General features: G+C 68.9%; 11 protein-coding genes. 4 read left to right on the top strand and 7 right to left on the bottom strand.

The window, feature by feature from the left end; translation table 11 throughout:
• Position 1: 1 nt before the first annotated feature.
• The 6 genes from rimI to WMF17_RS36810 form a co-directional block, all read right to left on the bottom strand.
• Positions 2-526: a ribosomal protein S18-alanine N-acetyltransferase gene (gene rimI, locus WMF17_RS36835; protein ID WP_437645709.1), complete on the bottom strand. Its 525-nt coding sequence runs from the start codon at positions 524-526 to the stop codon at positions 2-4.
• Entirely contained in the window at positions 523-1,719 is a 1,197-nt protein-coding gene (locus tag WMF17_RS36830; protein ID WP_437645708.1) for a vWA domain-containing protein, read from the bottom strand. Before WMF17_RS36830 ends, rimI begins: the two co-directional genes overlap by 4 nt.
• Positions 1,720-1,784: 65 nt before the next feature.
• Entirely contained in the window at positions 1,785-3,065 is a 1,281-nt protein-coding gene (gene alr / locus WMF17_RS36825) for an alanine racemase (RefSeq protein WP_437645706.1), read from the bottom strand.
• A gap of 99 nt (positions 3,066-3,164) precedes the next feature.
• Entirely contained in the window at positions 3,165-3,674 is a 510-nt protein-coding gene (locus WMF17_RS36820) for a hypothetical protein (protein WP_437645704.1), read from the bottom strand.
• Between the two features lie 426 nt (positions 3,675-4,100).
• The gene (locus tag WMF17_RS36815; protein WP_437481258.1) at positions 4,101-4,691 is read right to left on the bottom strand and encodes a GTP-binding protein; all 591 of its coding nucleotides are present in this window, start codon (positions 4,689-4,691) and stop codon (positions 4,101-4,103) included.
• An 11-nt stretch (positions 4,692-4,702) separates the two neighbouring features.
• Positions 4,703-5,185, bottom strand: coding sequence for a roadblock/LC7 domain-containing protein (locus WMF17_RS36810; RefSeq protein ID WP_012239856.1), 483 nt, complete (start codon positions 5,183-5,185; stop codon positions 4,703-4,705).
• Between the two features lie 724 nt (positions 5,186-5,909).
• On the opposite strand from WMF17_RS36810, the gene WMF17_RS36805 reads away from it, so the two are divergent.
• The 4 genes from WMF17_RS36805 to WMF17_RS36790 all read left to right on the top strand — a co-directional run bounded on the left by WMF17_RS36805 (position 5,910) and on the right by WMF17_RS36790 (position 13,472).
• A complete protein-coding gene (locus WMF17_RS36805) occupies positions 5,910-9,758 on the top strand; it encodes a DUF3857 domain-containing protein (RefSeq protein WP_437645703.1) in 3,849 nt (1,282 codons plus the stop codon).
• A gap of 222 nt (positions 9,759-9,980) precedes the next feature.
• Positions 9,981-10,178, top strand: a complete 198-nt coding sequence (rpmI, locus tag WMF17_RS36800) for a 50S ribosomal protein L35 (RefSeq protein WP_437481252.1) — start codon at positions 9,981-9,983, stop codon at positions 10,176-10,178.
• 26 nt (positions 10,179-10,204) lie between these two features.
• On the top strand, positions 10,205-10,564 hold the full coding sequence (gene rplT / locus WMF17_RS36795; protein WP_437598050.1) for a 50S ribosomal protein L20: 360 nt from the start codon (positions 10,205-10,207) through the stop codon (positions 10,562-10,564).
• 1,111 nt (positions 10,565-11,675) lie between these two features.
• Positions 11,676-13,472 (top strand): sigma-70 family RNA polymerase sigma factor, encoded by a 1,797-nt coding sequence (locus WMF17_RS36790; protein WP_437598049.1) that lies wholly within the window; start codon positions 11,676-11,678, stop codon positions 13,470-13,472.
• Positions 13,473-13,635: 163 nt separating this feature from the next.
• Here WMF17_RS36790 and dacB read toward each other — a convergent pair whose 3' ends face one another.
• Complete coding sequence (gene dacB, locus WMF17_RS36785) at positions 13,636-15,210, bottom strand: D-alanyl-D-alanine carboxypeptidase/D-alanyl-D-alanine endopeptidase (protein WP_437645701.1); 1,575 nt, start codon at positions 15,208-15,210, stop codon at positions 13,636-13,638.
• Positions 15,211-15,280: the final 70 nt, after the last annotated feature.

The following is a 15,280-nucleotide window of genomic DNA, read 5'->3' as shown; positions in this document are numbered from 1 at the left end:
GTCAGACCTCGATGCGGATCTCGTCGCGGCCTGGCTGCACCGCGCCGGTCGCCGGATCGAGCGAGAGCACCATCTCGACCGCGTCCTCGTCGTTGTCACTGTAGTACCGCGGACGCACGCCCATCGCCGTGAAGCCGAGCTTCCGGTAGAGCCGGATCGCCGCCCGGTTCGAGCGGCGCACCTCGAGCAGGACCAGCCGCACTTGCTGCTGCTGCGCGTACTCGAGCGAGCGGCTCATCAGCGCCGTGGCGAGCCCGCGTCGCCGCGCGCTCGGGAACGTGGCGACGTTGAGCACGTGCAGCTCGTCGACCACGTGCCACGCGATGAGGAAGGCGAGCGCGCGTCGCTCCTCGCGCGCGACCCAGCAGCGCGTCCATGGGCGGCGCAGCTCTTCTCGCGCCGAGAACTGCGGCACGTCGAAGGCCGCGGCCGCGACCGCGTCGATCTCGTCGAGCGCAGCGTCGTCCGCGGACTCGGCCGTCAGCTGGATCAGCGTGACCGAGCCCTTCGTCGCGTCGCGCTTCACCTCGCCACCTCCGTGGGACAGCCGGAGACGATCTGGACCTGCCCCACCCGCCCGCTCTTGAGCTTCTGGCACGCATCCCCGAGGAGCTCGACGACAGCGGGGGACCTCCAGCGCCAGCCGTTCTCCAGGTCGTACGGGACCACCTCCTCATCCAGGTAGACGTTGGTCTGCCCGTCCTCGGGCGGCGGATCGATGAGGTCGAACTCGCAGGAGACGACGATGCTGGCGATCCTCGAGAGGACGTTGCCCAGCGTGTCGAGGTCTTCCACCTTGAAGTAGAAGGGGCTCACGAACTGCGCCGCGCCGCCGGCGAGCGCCATCTGGTCGAGGACATCGCCGTAGAACTCGCTCCCCGGGATGCCGACCACATAGACCTCGATCCCGCTCGTCGCGAGCCGCGCGATCGCGGCGACCGTATCGTCGCGATCGAGGCACCCTCCTGGTCCCGAGAGGCCCGAGGGCGTGCAGCAGTTCTCCTCGGGGCATTGCTGCTCGATGTTGGCGATGCAGTCCTCGGCGCTGCACGTCGCGGAGCTGTTGCAGTTCGGGCCGCCGTCCGTCGCGAGCACGACGATGGTCTTGCCCGGGAGCTCCACGAGCTTCGGCGCGAGCGCCGCGAGCGTTGCCGCGGTCGGCGTCCCGCCGAGAGGCTCGATGCGCGTCGCCGAGCGGAACCTCGAGGAGGTCGAGGCGCCTTCCTGCGAGGCCGCGAAGGGAGCTCCCGGGGTGACGGGGAAAACTTCACCGCCCGGCCTGCACGGCGCCTCGGCGGTCGCGTTCAGCGGGAACACGGCGGCGCCGACGTTGATCAGTGGACCCAGGTTGCGTACGAGGTCGACCGCGGCCTCGCGAACCCGGTCGTAGCGGGTCGCGCGCGATGAGGCGGGGCTGAGCATGCTGCCCGACGCATCGAGGACGAAGTAGAGGTTCGGCGCTTCGGAGATCTCCACCTGGTGGATCTGATTGCCGCAGAGCCCACCCGCGTCCACGGGGGGTGGTCCGCTCGATCCTCTGGGCCCCGGGTCGAACCCGTCCTCCGGCTCCTGTGCTCCCTGGCCGCCGCCGCTGCGTGGAGGCTGCTTCGGGCCGTCGTCCTCGCAAGCGGACATCGCCGCGCCGCCGAGCGCAAGCGCGGCTCCGAGGCGGCATAGCATGCCGCGGACGCCGGCCCGCTGCTTCACGGCCGTCTTCATGGAGAGCAGCGTATCACGCCCGTTCGCACCGCCAGCGCCGGCGGCGAGCGTCGACGCGCGCGAGCTCAGGGCTCTCGGTAAAACCTGGGCACGCGACGCGAGATGCTCGTCAGCACCTCCCAGGCGATCGTCCCCGTCAGCGCGGCGATCTCCTCAACGCTGATCGTCGCGCGCCCGAGCGGGCCGTCCTGTGTCCCGAGGAACACGACCTCGTCGCCCACGCGCGCTCCCGGCACGTCCGTCACGTCGAGCATCGTGAGGTCCATCGACACGGCGCCCGCGATCGGCGCGCGCTGACCGCGCACGAGGGCGGCCCCGCGGTTCGACAGCTGGCGGCTCAGGCCGTCGGCGTACCCCATCGGCACGGTGGCCACGACGCTCTCCCGCGAAGCCTGCCAGGTGTGGCCGTAGCCGATGCTGTCGCCCTTCGCGATCGTGCGGAGCGCGACGACCTCGCTGCGCACCCGGATGACCGGCTTGAGGTCTGGCGCGAGCCCTGCGCGCGGCGAGATGCCGAACAGCGCGACCCCGGGTCGAACGATGTCGAGCCACGCTGCGGGGAGGCGCAGCATGGCCGCGCTGTTCGAGGCGTGTCGAACCCGCGGCGTGAGCCCGAAGCTCTTCGCCCGCTGCTCGATTTCCTCGAAGCGCCTCATCTGCTCGATCGTCACGCCGAGATCGTCGGCGTCCGCGCAGGCGAGGTGGGTCATGAGCCCGTCGAGCCTCACCTCCGGGTGCTTGGCGAGCATCGCGAACACCGCCTCGAGCTCCGAGCTCGTGGCGCCGAGCCGTCCCATGCCGGTGTCGACCTTGAGATGGACGCCGACGCGATCGCGCTGCTCGAGCCGCACCACGTTCGCGAGGCGCTCGATCTGGCCGGCGTCGTAGACGACGGGCACGAGATCGCGCGCGATGATTTCCTCGAACCCCTCGCGGCGCGGGCCGTAGTAGCCGCCCATGACGAGGATGGGCAGCCGGATGCCGGCGTCTCGCAGCTCGATGGCCTCCTCCAGAAGTGCGACGCCCAAGCCGGGGATGCCGGCGCGCTCGAGCGTCCGCGCGACTGCCGGCGCGCCGTGTCCATAGGCATCGGCCTTGAGCACGCCCCAGATCTGCGGCCGCTTCGCGCCGTTCAGCGCTCGCTCGAGGACCCGGAGGTTGTGCCGCAGGTGCGCGAGGTTCACCTCCGCGCGGGTCGGCCGCACTGCGTCCGCCGGCGCCGCCCGCCGCGGCCGCAGCACCCGCACGGGGCCAGCGCCCGAGCCGAGCGCTTCGAGGGGCGACGCCGTGCCGTTGCGATCAGGAGGCGTGCTGCTGAGCTCTGTGGGCGCGTGCGAAGCGGACATCGTGTACGCGGATAGACCTACGCTCGATCGCGGGTCAAGATTCCAGGCCATCTTGGTGCGACAAGGTGAGGCATGGTTCGCCGAGCGCTGCGCGGTCGGTCAGAAGCAGCCGCGCATGCACCGTGTGTACTTGCCGGAGCATCCCTTCTCGCAGCCGGCGGACTTGCAGTCCCGCTGGCACTCCTTCCAGCTCGCCTCGCATGCCGCGCTGCACGCCGCCCCCGGCGGCGCGGCGTCCTCGGCGGCGCTCGGCGCGGTCTCGGCGGCGCCAGCGTCCGCCTCGTCCGCGGGCGCGACCACGTCGGCGGTCAGGAGCCTGGGCGGCGGGGCGAGCGCGCTCGTCGGCTCCGGCACGGCGGGAGCCCGGCCGCTGGGCGGGCTCCACTCGCCTTCGTCGAAGTCGCTGGCGTGGCTCAGCTGCCTCGCCCGGAGCGTGGCGTACTCGACGCGATCGCGCGTCTGACCGAACGTATAGAACTGGAGCCACTCGTCCCAGCACGCGCGCCGCAGCGTCGGCTTGACGTCGGCCAGCGAGTCGAGCGCCATGCAGTGCTCGAAGCGCACGTCCCCCTCGTAGACCGCGTTGATGCTCGCGCCGCATGCGGTCACCGAGGCGGCTAGGCAAAGGAGGATCCTGAACCGCACGGGGTACGAACACCGATAGCAGAAAAGCTCCGCCCCGGTGTCACACCTGGCCTGCCCTCGGGTGGACCAGGCGGGCCGCCTGGTCGAGGTGCTCTCCGGTTGAACTTTGCCCTGCGATGCCGTACGTTGCCGCCCCTTCGCACCGGCGGCGGCGGCACAACGCCTCCGCGCCGGGCGCCTCAACGGAGCCTGTCCATGTTCCTCATGCTGTCGAAAGGTCCTCGGAAGACCACGCGCTCCAAGTCGAAGCGCCATCGGTCCAAGCTGAAGGCGAAGAACCGCAACCGGCGGAACCGCATCTACCAGCGCGCCTGATGGCAGCAGCGCGCGCGAGCGGGCCTTCTGCCTCGCTCGCCGCGCTGTGCTTCGATCTCGGGGCTGCCCCTTGGACTAGGGGCCGCCCTTTTTCAGCTCGGTCAGCACCAGCTTTGCGACCGCCTTGAGCGTGTCGAACACGCCGACGCCGGTCCGCGCAACCCCCTCGAAGTCGGGGACGTTGGTCGGGTTGAGCAGCGACCGGAGCTCTTCGACCGTGCCGATCTCCGGTAGATCCCGCTTGTTGTACTGGATGACGTACGGGATCTTGTCGAGCGAGTAGCCCTGCTCGCCCAGGTTCGTGCGGAGATTCTCCACCGACTCCTGGTTCGCCTCGATGCGGCCGAGCTGTGAGTCCGCCACGAAGACCACGCCGTCGACGCCCTTCAGGATGAGCTTGCGGCTCGCGTCGTAGAAGACCTGCCCCGGCACCGTGTACAGGTGGAACCGCGTCTTGAAGCCGCGGATCTCGCCCAGCGCGAGCGGGAGGAAGTCGAAGAAGAGTGTCCGGTCGGTTTCCGTGGCGAGGGAGATCATCTTCCCCTTCGCGTCCGGGTTGGTGCGCTCATAGATGTACTGCAGGTTCGTCGTCTTGCCGCAGAGACCCGGCCCGTAATAGACGATCTTGCAGTTGATCTCGCGCGCCATGTAATTGATGAAGCTCATCGACCGCGCTCCTAGTCGTTGAAGAGGTTGTCGATGTCCTCGTCGGTGATCTCGGCGAACGGCGAGTCGGCGCCTGGCTCCTGCACCTTCTTGAGCAGCGCCTCGAAGATGTGGTTGAGCTCCTCGCTCGCCTTTCGCACCCGGAGCCTCACCAACCCGAGGCTCGACTTTGAGTCGAAGATCACCACGAGGATGACGCGGTTCCCGACCAGCTGGATGTGGATGTTCGCCTTCTCACCCTCGTGGAACTGCGTGGCGAACTCGTTCTCCTTGAGGAGCTTCGCCATCCCGCCCGTTGCGGCGATGTTGCCCGCCGTCAGCGAGGCGAGCGACGTGGTGTCGAGATTGTCCACGTCTCCGCTCGCGGCGATCAGTTGCCCGTTCTTGTCAACGATGAAGACGACCTTCGCATTGGCGTCCTTGACGAGGCGATCCACCACGCTCTGGATCTGATTGAATTCCTCCTCGTACATCACCATCTGAGGGTTGACCATCGTTCCTCCGCCAGCGCTCTCGCGATGGGGCCCTGGGCATTGCGGGCTCTGTAGCCCTTGTCATCACCGGGCGCCGCACGAGCGGTCCCCGACCATCGTCATCGAACTGGCTTCCCGCTGTGCGGGCCTGCCTTACCACCGGTACCACGTTCGCGGCGCCAGGCTCGCTGCCTGGCGCTTGCATGGCCGGCTCGCTGCGCGCAATGCGGCTGCTCCTCGACCGTGCGCCCGTACATCTTGGGACGTTTCTATCCGAAGCAGGTGCGGCGGAGCAAGGCGGCCCTTTCTGGAAGTTGGAGGATCCCGCGGCGGAGCCCCTCCGAGCGGTGCTCGAGCCTGACGGAGCTCGCTCCCACCCCCGACTCCATCCGCCTCGGTTCCGGTGCTCTCCTGGCGCCCTTCCGCGGCCGCCGTTCGGGGGAGCCGATCTGTAAGTGGTCGATTTTATTATATTATTCTGGCCGGCCGCGTTCGCGGTCGGCGTTCGGGCCGCCGCTTCGGCCTCGTCCGGGCGCGCTGCTCGTGGGCGCGCCGCGCATCGCCCCTGTGTATCGGGCAGAAGGTTCGAAAAATTCCTGGGATCAGCGCGGGCGGCGCGGCGGGCGCATGAACGAGCTCCTCGACGTGCGAGATCCCGGGATCGCCCTGCCGGGCGCTTCGCTGGGCCGAGCGCGTCAGCCCTTGACGTGGGCCGCTGCGGCGCTCACGCGGGCGAGGCTTGCGCTTGACCGATGGCTTCGGCCACGGGATAGCGCCGTGGATGCGTGACGCGCTCAGCCGGACCGAGCCCCGCGAGAACGAGCTCAACCTGGGGACGACGAGGAGGCGCCGCTCCGGCGCGCTCGCCACGGGGGTGGCGGCCCTGGTGTGCGCCACGTCGATCGGCTCCGAGGCGCGCGCGGAGCTCGGCGCGGTTCACCCCGAGGTGCTGGCCGCGCACGCGGCTGTCCGCGCGGCGAGGGCGCCGGAGGTCTACGGCGCGCTGCGCGAGCTCTGGCGCACGTGGGACCGCGCAGATCCCACGCAGGTCGAGGAGGCGATCGCATCGATCGCGGAGAGCGGCGCGACCAGCGCGCCTGCCCGCGTCTACGCGGAGCTCCTCTCGGCATACGCGCGCAGGCGGCGGGGCGATCTCGACGGCGCGGTCGCGAAGATCCAGAAGCTCGGGTTCATCGGTCGCTGGGCGACGATCGGCCCGTTCGACAACGAGAACAAGGCGGGCTTCGATCGCGCATTCGGGCCCGAGGAAGAGCTCGATCAGCCGCTCGCGGCGGGCAGGACGTACGACGGCAAGGCGCGGGCGGTCCGCTGGCGCGTGCCGCCCGAGGCGCCGCAATACGGATGGTTCGATTTCGGCGACTTCATCCGCCCGGTCGAGGGCGTCTGCGGCTACGCGACGACGTCCGTCCGCGCGAAGGCGGGGACGCGCGCGCCTCGGCCGATCTCGGTCTGGGTCGGCTCGGATGGCGCGTTCAAGCTGTTCTGGAACGGCGAGAAGGTCCTTGCCGATCCGGGGTATCGCGAGCTCGACATCGATCGGTTCGCCGCGCTGGTGTCGCTCAAGCCTGGCTACAACCGCCTGACGATCAAGGTCTGCGGGGGCGCGTCGGCGCCCAAGTTCGCCCTGCGCATCGGTAACGAGAAGGGAGCTCCGGATCTCGATCTGGAGGTGACCTCCGACATCGGGACGCAGTTGACGGCGGCGCAGGGGCGAGCGGGCGGCGCCAGGCGCCCGGGCGACGCGCGGGCGCAGGCCGAAGGAGCGACCTCGGGCGTGAAGCTCGCCGCGCGTGCGCCTGCCGTCGAGGGGCCCATGCAGGCGTTCGAGCGCGCCGCGGGCGCCGCCCGGCCTTCGCCTGCCCTGCTCGAGGCGTTTGCGCGCTACCTCATGCTCACCGGCGGCGATGCCGAGGGCGAGCACAGAGCGCGCGATCTGGCGCGCCGCTCCGCCGAGGCCGAGCCGAGCGTGCGCCGCTACCTGCTCGCGGGCCAGCTCTCGGAGGACAGGAACCAGCAGCGCGCGTGGATCGAGCGCGCCGCTGCGCTCGCGGGTCGTGGCCGCGAGGACGTCGATGTCCTGCTCTCCCAGGCGCGGCTCGCGCAGACGAGCCCGAACTGGCGGGAGGCGGCCCCGATCTACGAGCGCATCCTGGCCGCCGATCCCGATCACGTGACCGCCACCCTCGGGCTCGTCGACCTCTACGTGGAGGCGGGGCTGAAGCGCACCGCCCTCGCCACGCTGGAGCGCGCGCTGTCGCGCCAGCCGAGCAGCGTCTCGTTGCTCCGCGCATCGGCGGCGCAGCTCCGCGCGCTCGGCCGCGACACGGAGGCCGTCGAGATGGAGGCGCGGTACGCGGCGCTGCGCTTCGACGACTCGAGCTTCCTGCACCAGCAGGTCGACCTCGCGGTGGCGCGCCGCGATCCTGCCGGCGCGGAGCGCTGGCTCGAGCGCTTCCTCCGCAGCGAGCCTGACTCCGTCTGGGCCCGCTCGGTCGCGGCGCGCACGTACCGGGCGCTCGGCCAGGGCGATCGCGCCCTCGCTGCTCACCAGCGCGCGCTCGCCATGGCGCCGGAGGACATCGGTACGCTGCGGGCGCTCTCGGATCTCTACGGCGAGGAGGGCAACCGGGAGGCGCAGCTGGAGATGCTGCAGCAGATCCTGGCGATCAGCCCTCAGGCGAAGGACGTGCGCGAGTACATCGAGCACATCGAACCGCCGAAGCCGCGCGCTGACGAGGCCTACGCCTGGGCGCCCGACCGCTTCCTGCCGATGCGGCGCAGCGCTGACCGGCAGTATCCCAAGCGCACGCTCCGCAGCCTGACGGTCACCACCGTCTTCCCGAACGGCCTCGCCAGCCGCTTCCGGCAGGTCGTCTTCCAGCCGCTCACGGACGAGGCTGCGGCGAGCGCCCGGCAGTACGCCTTCGAGTACCAGGCCGATCGCCAGACCGTGAGCCTCCGGGCCGCGAAGGTCTACCGGGCCGACGGCAAGGTCGACGGGGCGATCGAGAGCGGGGAGGCGGGCGCGAACAACCCGGCGCTCGCGATGTACACCTCGGCGCGCACGTTCTACGTCAGCTTCCCGCGGCTCAACGCAGGCGACGTCGTCGAGCTGCGGTACCGCATCGACGACGTCAGCCCTCGCAACGAGATCGCCGATCACTTCGGCGAGATCGAGTACCTCCAGGGAGACGAGCCGATCGCCAGCAGCGAGTACGTGCTGATCACGCCGAAGGCGAAGCCGTTCCACATCTTCGCGTCCCCCCTGCCTGGCCTCGTGCGCGAGACCAAGGAAGACGCCGACCGACGCATCTTCCGCTTCTCTGCCGCCTCCGTCCCGGCGGTCGCCCCCGAGCCGGCGATGCCCGCGTGGTCCGAGATCCTCGCGCACGTTCACGTCTCGACGTTCAAGAGCTGGGACGAGGTCGGCTCCTGGTACTGGGGCCTCGCGCGGGAGCAGTTCGATGTGGACGATGAGGTGCGCAAGCGGGTGCGCGAGATCACGAAGAACCTCAACGACGACCTGAGCAAGGTCCGCGCGATCTACAAGTACGCGACCGAGACCCGCTACGTGGCGCTCGAGTTCGGCATCGACGGCATCCGCCCGAGGAGGTGTGCCCAGACGCTCGCTCGCGGCTGGGGTGACTGCAAGGACAAGGCGACGCTGATCGTCACGATGCTCCGCGAGATCGGCATCCCGGCGACGATCGTCCTCGTGCGCACCCGCATGCGAGGCGGCATCGAGCCGGAGCCCGCGAGCCTCGCTCCGTTCGACCACGCGATCGCGTATGTGCCTTCGCTCGACCTCTACCTCGACGGAACGGCAGAGCACTCCGGCACGACCGAGCTGCCGATCATGGATCGCGGAGCGGTGGCGCTTCAGATCAACGAGGGCAAGCCGAAGCTCGTCCGCCTCCCGGAGCCCGCGCCGGAGGCTTCCGTCGTGCACCGGACCGTCGACATCGCGCTCGGCGCCGACGGGTCAGCTCAGCTCGGGGTCGACATCCAGGTGGCCGGCGCGTTCGCGCCGGATTGGCGGACCCGCTACATGGCGGAGGGGACGCGCCGCGATCGGGCAGGTCGGGACCTCGCCGCGGATTTCGGGACGGTCGAGCTGGCTCCCGGCAAGGCCGGCGTCGAGGTGAACGACCTCGAGGACATCGAGCTGCCGGTGAGGCTGCGGGCGAGAGGAAAAGCTGTCGCGCTCGCTCGCGCGGAGGGCGACACCCTGTCGGTCCCAGCTGTCCCCGCCCAGCGCCTCGCCACCGAGTTTGCTTCCCTCTCGGTGCGCACCCGCGACGTGATCATCCCTGCGCTCACCACGCGCCGGGATGAATGGTCGATCCGCCTCCCGGCAGGGTGGCGCGTCACCAGGGCGCCGCTGCCCCAGGAGGTGGACACCCCGTTCGGTAAGTTCTCCATCTCGGTCGAGCAGTCCGCAGGGAAGATCGTCGTCCGCAGCCAGATCTCCCTGACGAAGTCCCGGATCAAGCCGTCCGAGTACATGGCCTTCAGGAGGTTCTGCGAGACGGCGGACCGGGCGTTCGGCCAGCGGGCCGTGCTCGGCAAGTGAGCGACGGCCTGAGCCTGCGGCCCTGCCTGAGCCTGCGGCCCTGCCTGAGCCTGCGGCCCTGGGAGCTCGTCGACCGGCGCCTGCCCCCTGCCTGGGCCTTGACAACCTCGCGGCGGGTCGCCATAAAGCGCCCCCTCTACGCATCTCTGCGGCAAGGAACAGCCTCTCCGGTGGTTCGGAGGGTGGCCGCTGGGAGCGGTAGGCACTCGGATCGAGGGCGTCATGCCGAAGATGAAGACGAACCGGGCCGCGGCCAAGCGGTTCAAGGTGACCGGCTCCGGCCGGATTCGCCGCAGCAAGTGCGGGCTCAACCACTGCATGCAGGAAAAAAGCAAGAAGCGCCTGCGTCGTCTCCGCAAGAACGACATGGTCGATTCGGCGATGGAGAAGCGCGTCAAGCTGCTTCTTCCTTACGGCTGACCCTGGATCAGTGAGGTAAAACTCCGATGCCGCGCGTAAAAAGAGGGTTCAAGGCCCGTCGTCGTCGCAACCGCGTCCTCAATCAAACCGAGGGCTACTTCCTCGGCCGGAAGAATCGCTTCCGCCAGGCGGTCGAGGTCCTGCGTCATGCCTGGGAGTACGGCTACATCAGCCGTAAGCTCAAGAAGCGTGATTTCCGTCGTCTCTGGATCACCCGGATCAACGCTGCCGCGCGCCTGAATGGCACGACCTACTCTCGCCTCGTGAACGGGCTCAAGAAGGCAGGCATCGCGCTCGACCGGAAGATCCTTTCGGAGATCGCGATCCACGATCCGGCGTCGTTCGGTGCCGTGGCAAAGCTTGCCGCGCCTGCCGCCGCGAAGTGACGGCACCGGGCGGTCTGCCTGCTCGTTCCGCTGAGCTTCCGTCAGCCGGTCGAGCCTGCTAGACCGCCCCGTCTGGACGCCAATACGACAATTTGTAGCATTTCTTACGCCGATCCTGCTTCATTCAGCAGGCCGCTCGGGCCATGCGCCGTGGCGTAGAGGTCCGAGCGTCATCGTTGTGAGGGGGCAGGCCGTTATGCCCTTGGCGTAAGAAGCGTCGCCCTTCCCCACGGTGAGGCGAATGGGTGCCGAACAAATGCACAGTGTGCACATCCTGCACGCCGGTTACGCATCTTTGATGGCACCCTATGACCCTGCTGCCAGGGTAAGCTCGGACCCACCTTCAGGATCTCTGAGCGCTCCACCGGGTAGCCACCGCCGCTCGACGTGGGCCTCGCACGTTCGGGACCTGACGTCCCTCAGGCCATTCCCGTCCGTCATCCCGGGTCTGGGGGCGTACTTCGCTGCGACGCCGCTGAGCCTGGCCCGATGCCTGGAAATACTAACTTTCCAGGCGATCTGTCGTGAAAAATAACCTTCTCCGCCTTCAGCCGTCGGGTGAGGGCTCGACATTGCCATCGGGAGGCCCAGGTTCAGGAAACATCGAAGCTCACTGAGAGAACGGCCTCAGCGATCGGCTTCGGCCCATCCTAGACCCTGGAAAGGACAGCGCATTCCCTTGCCTGTGCTGCGAGGGCGGCCCTACCAAACCGTGGGAGGCCAGCGAGCTCGATGTGCCCCCCAAGGAGACAGGTCGCCGATGTTGTTGCGTCCCCACAAGCGTACCCAGCCATGCAGTTCGGCTCGGTCGCAGCGAAATGTTTCGCTCGACACGACACGGACGGCACCTTCCACTCTACATACCGCACCCAGGTCAAGCTCTCAAACGGGAGAACACGGAACGCACGCCAATAAAGGCACTGTTCTTGCTTCTGGAGTTAGGCTGCCATCGGGAGCTAGCTCAAGGGCATCACTCTGCAAGAGCAGGCCTGCCTCAGGCGCGAAGAGTTCGACCGGAATCAAAAGAAAGCACCAGCGGTTGCCAGTTTCAACAGGGGCTCCTTCGGTCAGCTCCTGCTCCCTGTTTGGCACGAAATCGTCTCGCCCGCCGTTGAAAGGTGACGAGGCATTTCAATCTCGCAAGGTCAGCCGTTTAGAAGTGAACGCCGACACAAAGACCAAGATGAGCACGTCGACCGCCCGCCGTCCAGAAACTGCGCGGAGAAACGCCAAGTCCTCTGCTGTAGGTACCTCTGCGCGGCTCGCGGCATCCAAGAGCTTGCAGGGAGCCGAGACCGCATCGGCTCCCCGGCGGGCGGCATCGCAGACCACCGATCCGGGGGTCTCCGAGGTCGAAGGATTCGGGGACAGCCAGTCGCCGCGCTCGCACTTTCAAGGAGCTACCACCGTGGAGGGAGCCGCCATGAGGTCGACCAAGAGCAACGCCACTGTAGTGAAGGGCGACCCGCTCGCTCAGGGTGGGACAGCCACGCCAGAAATCGCAGCCCTCAACCTTCTGGAAGACGACCAGGCGGAGGAGACCGCCGTCCGACCCCGCCCGGCGGAGATCCTGGATGAGGATCGGGCGGCCGACTTCATCGACCTGGACATCGGGCCGATCGAGCGGCTGCCCCAGCCCGAGCGGACGAAGAGCCAGGATCGGGAGCTGAAGGATGTCGAGGACGGCGGCGGCGACTCGATGCTCGCCCGCTACTTCCGCGACATGGCGCTGCATCCCGTCATGGGGCCGGACGAGGAGCTCGACACCGCACGCGCGGTCGAGCGCACGGAGGTGGACCACTGGGTGGCTCTCCTCTCGTACCTGCCTGCGGCCGAATACATCCTCACCGCGCTCGAGGAGGATGTCGTGAAGGCCGGCGAGGATGAGGTGAAGGCCCCGCAGATCGCGGAGCTGCAGAAGCTCGTTCGCCTCGCCAAGAAGCAGAAGGGGAAGCTCCTGCCCGAGCAGGAGAAGCCGTGGACCCAGCTCTCCGAGGAGCTCGCTGCCGCCGTCCGGCTGCCCGACTCGGATCGCCTCTGGATGGCGCGTGCCTTCACCATCGCGCGCGATCTCGTGCGCGAGCCCGATTTCGAGGACGACGTGAGCGATCCCGAGGAGACGCGTCCCACGCGGCCGAGGCTCCCGTTGTCCAGCTCGTACCGCCGGTATCTCGATCGGGTCGAGCGATCCTTCCAGGCGCAGCACGACGCGAAGAACCGCTTCGTGAAGGCCAACCTGCGGCTCGTCGTGTCGATCGCACGCCGGTACAACCGCGGGCGTTTGCCGCTCATCGACCTGATCCAGGAGGGCAACATCGGGCTGATGAAGGCGGTCGAGCGCTTCGATCACAGCCGCGGCTACCGCTTCTCGACCTATGCGTCCTGGTGGATCAGGCATGCGATCAGCCGAGCTCTGGCCGACAAGGGCCGCGCTGTCCGCATCCCGGTCCACATGCTCGACACGTACAACCGCGTAGCGCGGGCGACGCAGGCGATCATCGCGCGCACCGGGCACGAGCCGACGATCGAGGAGCTCGAGAAGGAGACGGGGGTCCCGCGCGAGAAGCTCGACAAGGTGAAGGACTTCTACGCGGAGACGCCGTTCTCTCTCGACCGCCCAGTCGGTGACGAGGACGGGCGGAAGTTCATCGACTTCCTCCAGGAGGAGAACGCGCTGTCGCCGTTCGACCACCTGGCGAACAGGAAGTGGAGCGACGAGGTCCGGCGGCTTCTGACGACGCTCACGCCGATCGAGTCGCGGATCATCCGCTGGCGCTTCGGCCTCGACGATGAGGATGAGCTCACGCTCAAGGAGATCGGCGACAAGTACAACCTGTCGCGCGAGCGCATCCGTCAGCTCCAGGAGCAGGCGCTCGGCAAGATCCGCAAGCAGATGCGCGACTACTGAGCGACGAGCGCCGAGCGGGTACGATGATGCGGCCGCGCAGCGCAACGCTGCGCGGCCGTGCTGATCGAGCCGCCTGATCCCGCTCGTGCGTGGGCACGCGCAGCGGCGGGCGGGGATCGGGAGCTCGTCGCGGCTGCACACGTGGCCGTGGACGCGCACGCCTTCACGGCGTGCGCGCACCCTTCCAGAGCTCGTCGGCGAGCGCACCGACGAAGTCGTCGATCGCTCTTCGTACCGGCTCGATGTTCCCCGGGACGTCGGCGGCCAGGACAGCGAAGGCGATCGGAGATCGGCCGGGCGGCGGGAGGACGTAGCCGGAGAGGGCCACCACCGAGGCGAGCGTCCCCGTCTTGGCGCGGATGGCGCGCTCCTTCGACCACCCGCGGAAGCGGCCGCGCAAGGTCCCGTCCACGCCGCCGATCGCGAGCTGCGCGGTGAAGTCCGCGCCGAGCGCCGGATCGAGGTGCGCGGCGCGGAGCAGCCGGACGATGGACGCTGGCGATGCACGGGCCGCGTCGAACAAGCCGGAGCCGTTCCGCAGGACGACGCCCTCTCCGAAGGCGTCGAGCTCGGTCAGGATCTCGCCGACCAGCTCCGCCGCGGCCTCAGCTGTGCCGGGGCGTCCGCGCTTCTCGGCGGCGAGCGTCTTGAAGATCGTCTCTGCGTAGAAGTTGTCGCTGTCCTTCCCGAGGGGGGCGAGGAGCTCGCCGAGAGGCGCCGAGCGGTGAGCCACAAGGAGCCGCTTCTGATGCTCGCCGCCGAGCCGCACCTCACCGGAGACCTCGACGCCCACCTCCTGCAGCATCTCCTTGAGCGCGTACGCCACGACCATGCGCGGATCATCGACGCGCCTCGCGAGGCTCACCGCGCGGCCGCCCTCCGGAACGTGCCCGCTGAGGTGCGCGACGAGGCGCTGACCGCTCGACTCGAGTCGGACGACGATCTTCTCAGGCGTGCCGCGCTTCGCGGTGGTCACGGTGCCACGGAGCACCGTGAAGCCTGGAGGATCGATCGCGACCGAAGCGGCCTGACCCGCTCTCGACGGGCGCACCGTGAAGCGCAAGGCATTCGCGTTCAGCGAGGCCGCAGCGACCGGGGCGCGGAAAGCCGCCCACTCATCCGGCTGCTGCTCGAAGGCCGGAGGCACGAAGCGCGCGTCGAAGTACCCCTGGTCGATCGCGATCGCGGTGACCTTGCGGATGCCGGCCGCGCGCAGGTCGCGCGCCATCTCCCAGAGATCGCGCGTCCTGAGCGACGGATCTCCGGCACCTCGGAGCACGAGCTCGGCGACGCTCCCGTTCGATGCCTCCCCGTAGAGGCCGGTCAGGTAGCGGTAGCCCGGGCCGAGCAGGCGCAGCGCAGCGGCTGCGGTGAAGAGCTTCGCGTTGGATGCGGGGTTGTACAGGCCGCGCTCGTCGAAGGCGGCGAGGGTCGCTCCGCTCGCGATGTCGAGCGCGAGCACGCCGACCCGCCCCCCCGAGCGATGCACGCCGGTGGCGAGCTTCTCGAGCTGCTCTCGAGCGCGGCCTGGGTCGAATTTTCGAGGTCCATGCGCTCCGAGGGGCGACCGGGGTGCGCTCGAGGCACCGGGTATGCCGTGCGTGAGCTCCTCCTTGCGGGTCGAGCGCTCCGCGGGGCTCGTGCCGCCGTCGAGCGGCTGCGAGCCACCCGGGCGGGCGAGGATCGACGAGAGCACGAGCGCGACCACGGATACGGCGCGGCGGGGATGTCGAGGCATGACGGCTCTCCGGGTCTACAATGTCTCCACCGCGGGCGCTTCCTCCGGTCGACCGCCTCGGCGCAGCCCG

The organism is Sorangium sp. So ce362, assembly GCF_051519845.1.
Lineage (GTDB): Bacteria > Myxococcota_A > Polyangia > Polyangiales > Polyangiaceae > Sorangium.
This window is presented reverse-complemented; position numbering and strand designations above follow the sequence as displayed.

Excerpts from the sequence above, each read along its gene's own strand:
- WMF17_RS36830 (WP_437645708.1), bottom strand. The coding sequence starts at position 1,719 with ATGAAGACGGCCGTGAAGCAGCGGGCCGGCGTCCGCGGCATGCTATGC.
- alr (WP_437645706.1), bottom strand. The coding sequence starts at position 3,065 with ATGTCCGCTTCGCACGCGCCCACAGAGCTCAGCAGCACGCCTCCTGAT.
- WMF17_RS36815 (WP_437481258.1), bottom strand. The coding sequence starts at position 4,691 with ATGAGCTTCATCAATTACATGGCGCGCGAGATCAACTGCAAGATCGTC.
- WMF17_RS36810 (WP_012239856.1), bottom strand. The coding sequence starts at position 5,185 with ATGGTCAACCCTCAGATGGTGATGTACGAGGAGGAATTCAATCAGATC.
- rpmI (WP_437481252.1), top strand. The coding sequence starts at position 9,981 with ATGCCGAAGATGAAGACGAACCGGGCCGCGGCCAAGCGGTTCAAGGTG.
- rplT (WP_437598050.1), top strand. The coding sequence starts at position 10,205 with ATGCCGCGCGTAAAAAGAGGGTTCAAGGCCCGTCGTCGTCGCAACCGC.
- dacB (WP_437645701.1), bottom strand. The coding sequence starts at position 15,210 with ATGCCTCGACATCCCCGCCGCGCCGTATCCGTGGTCGCGCTCGTGCTC.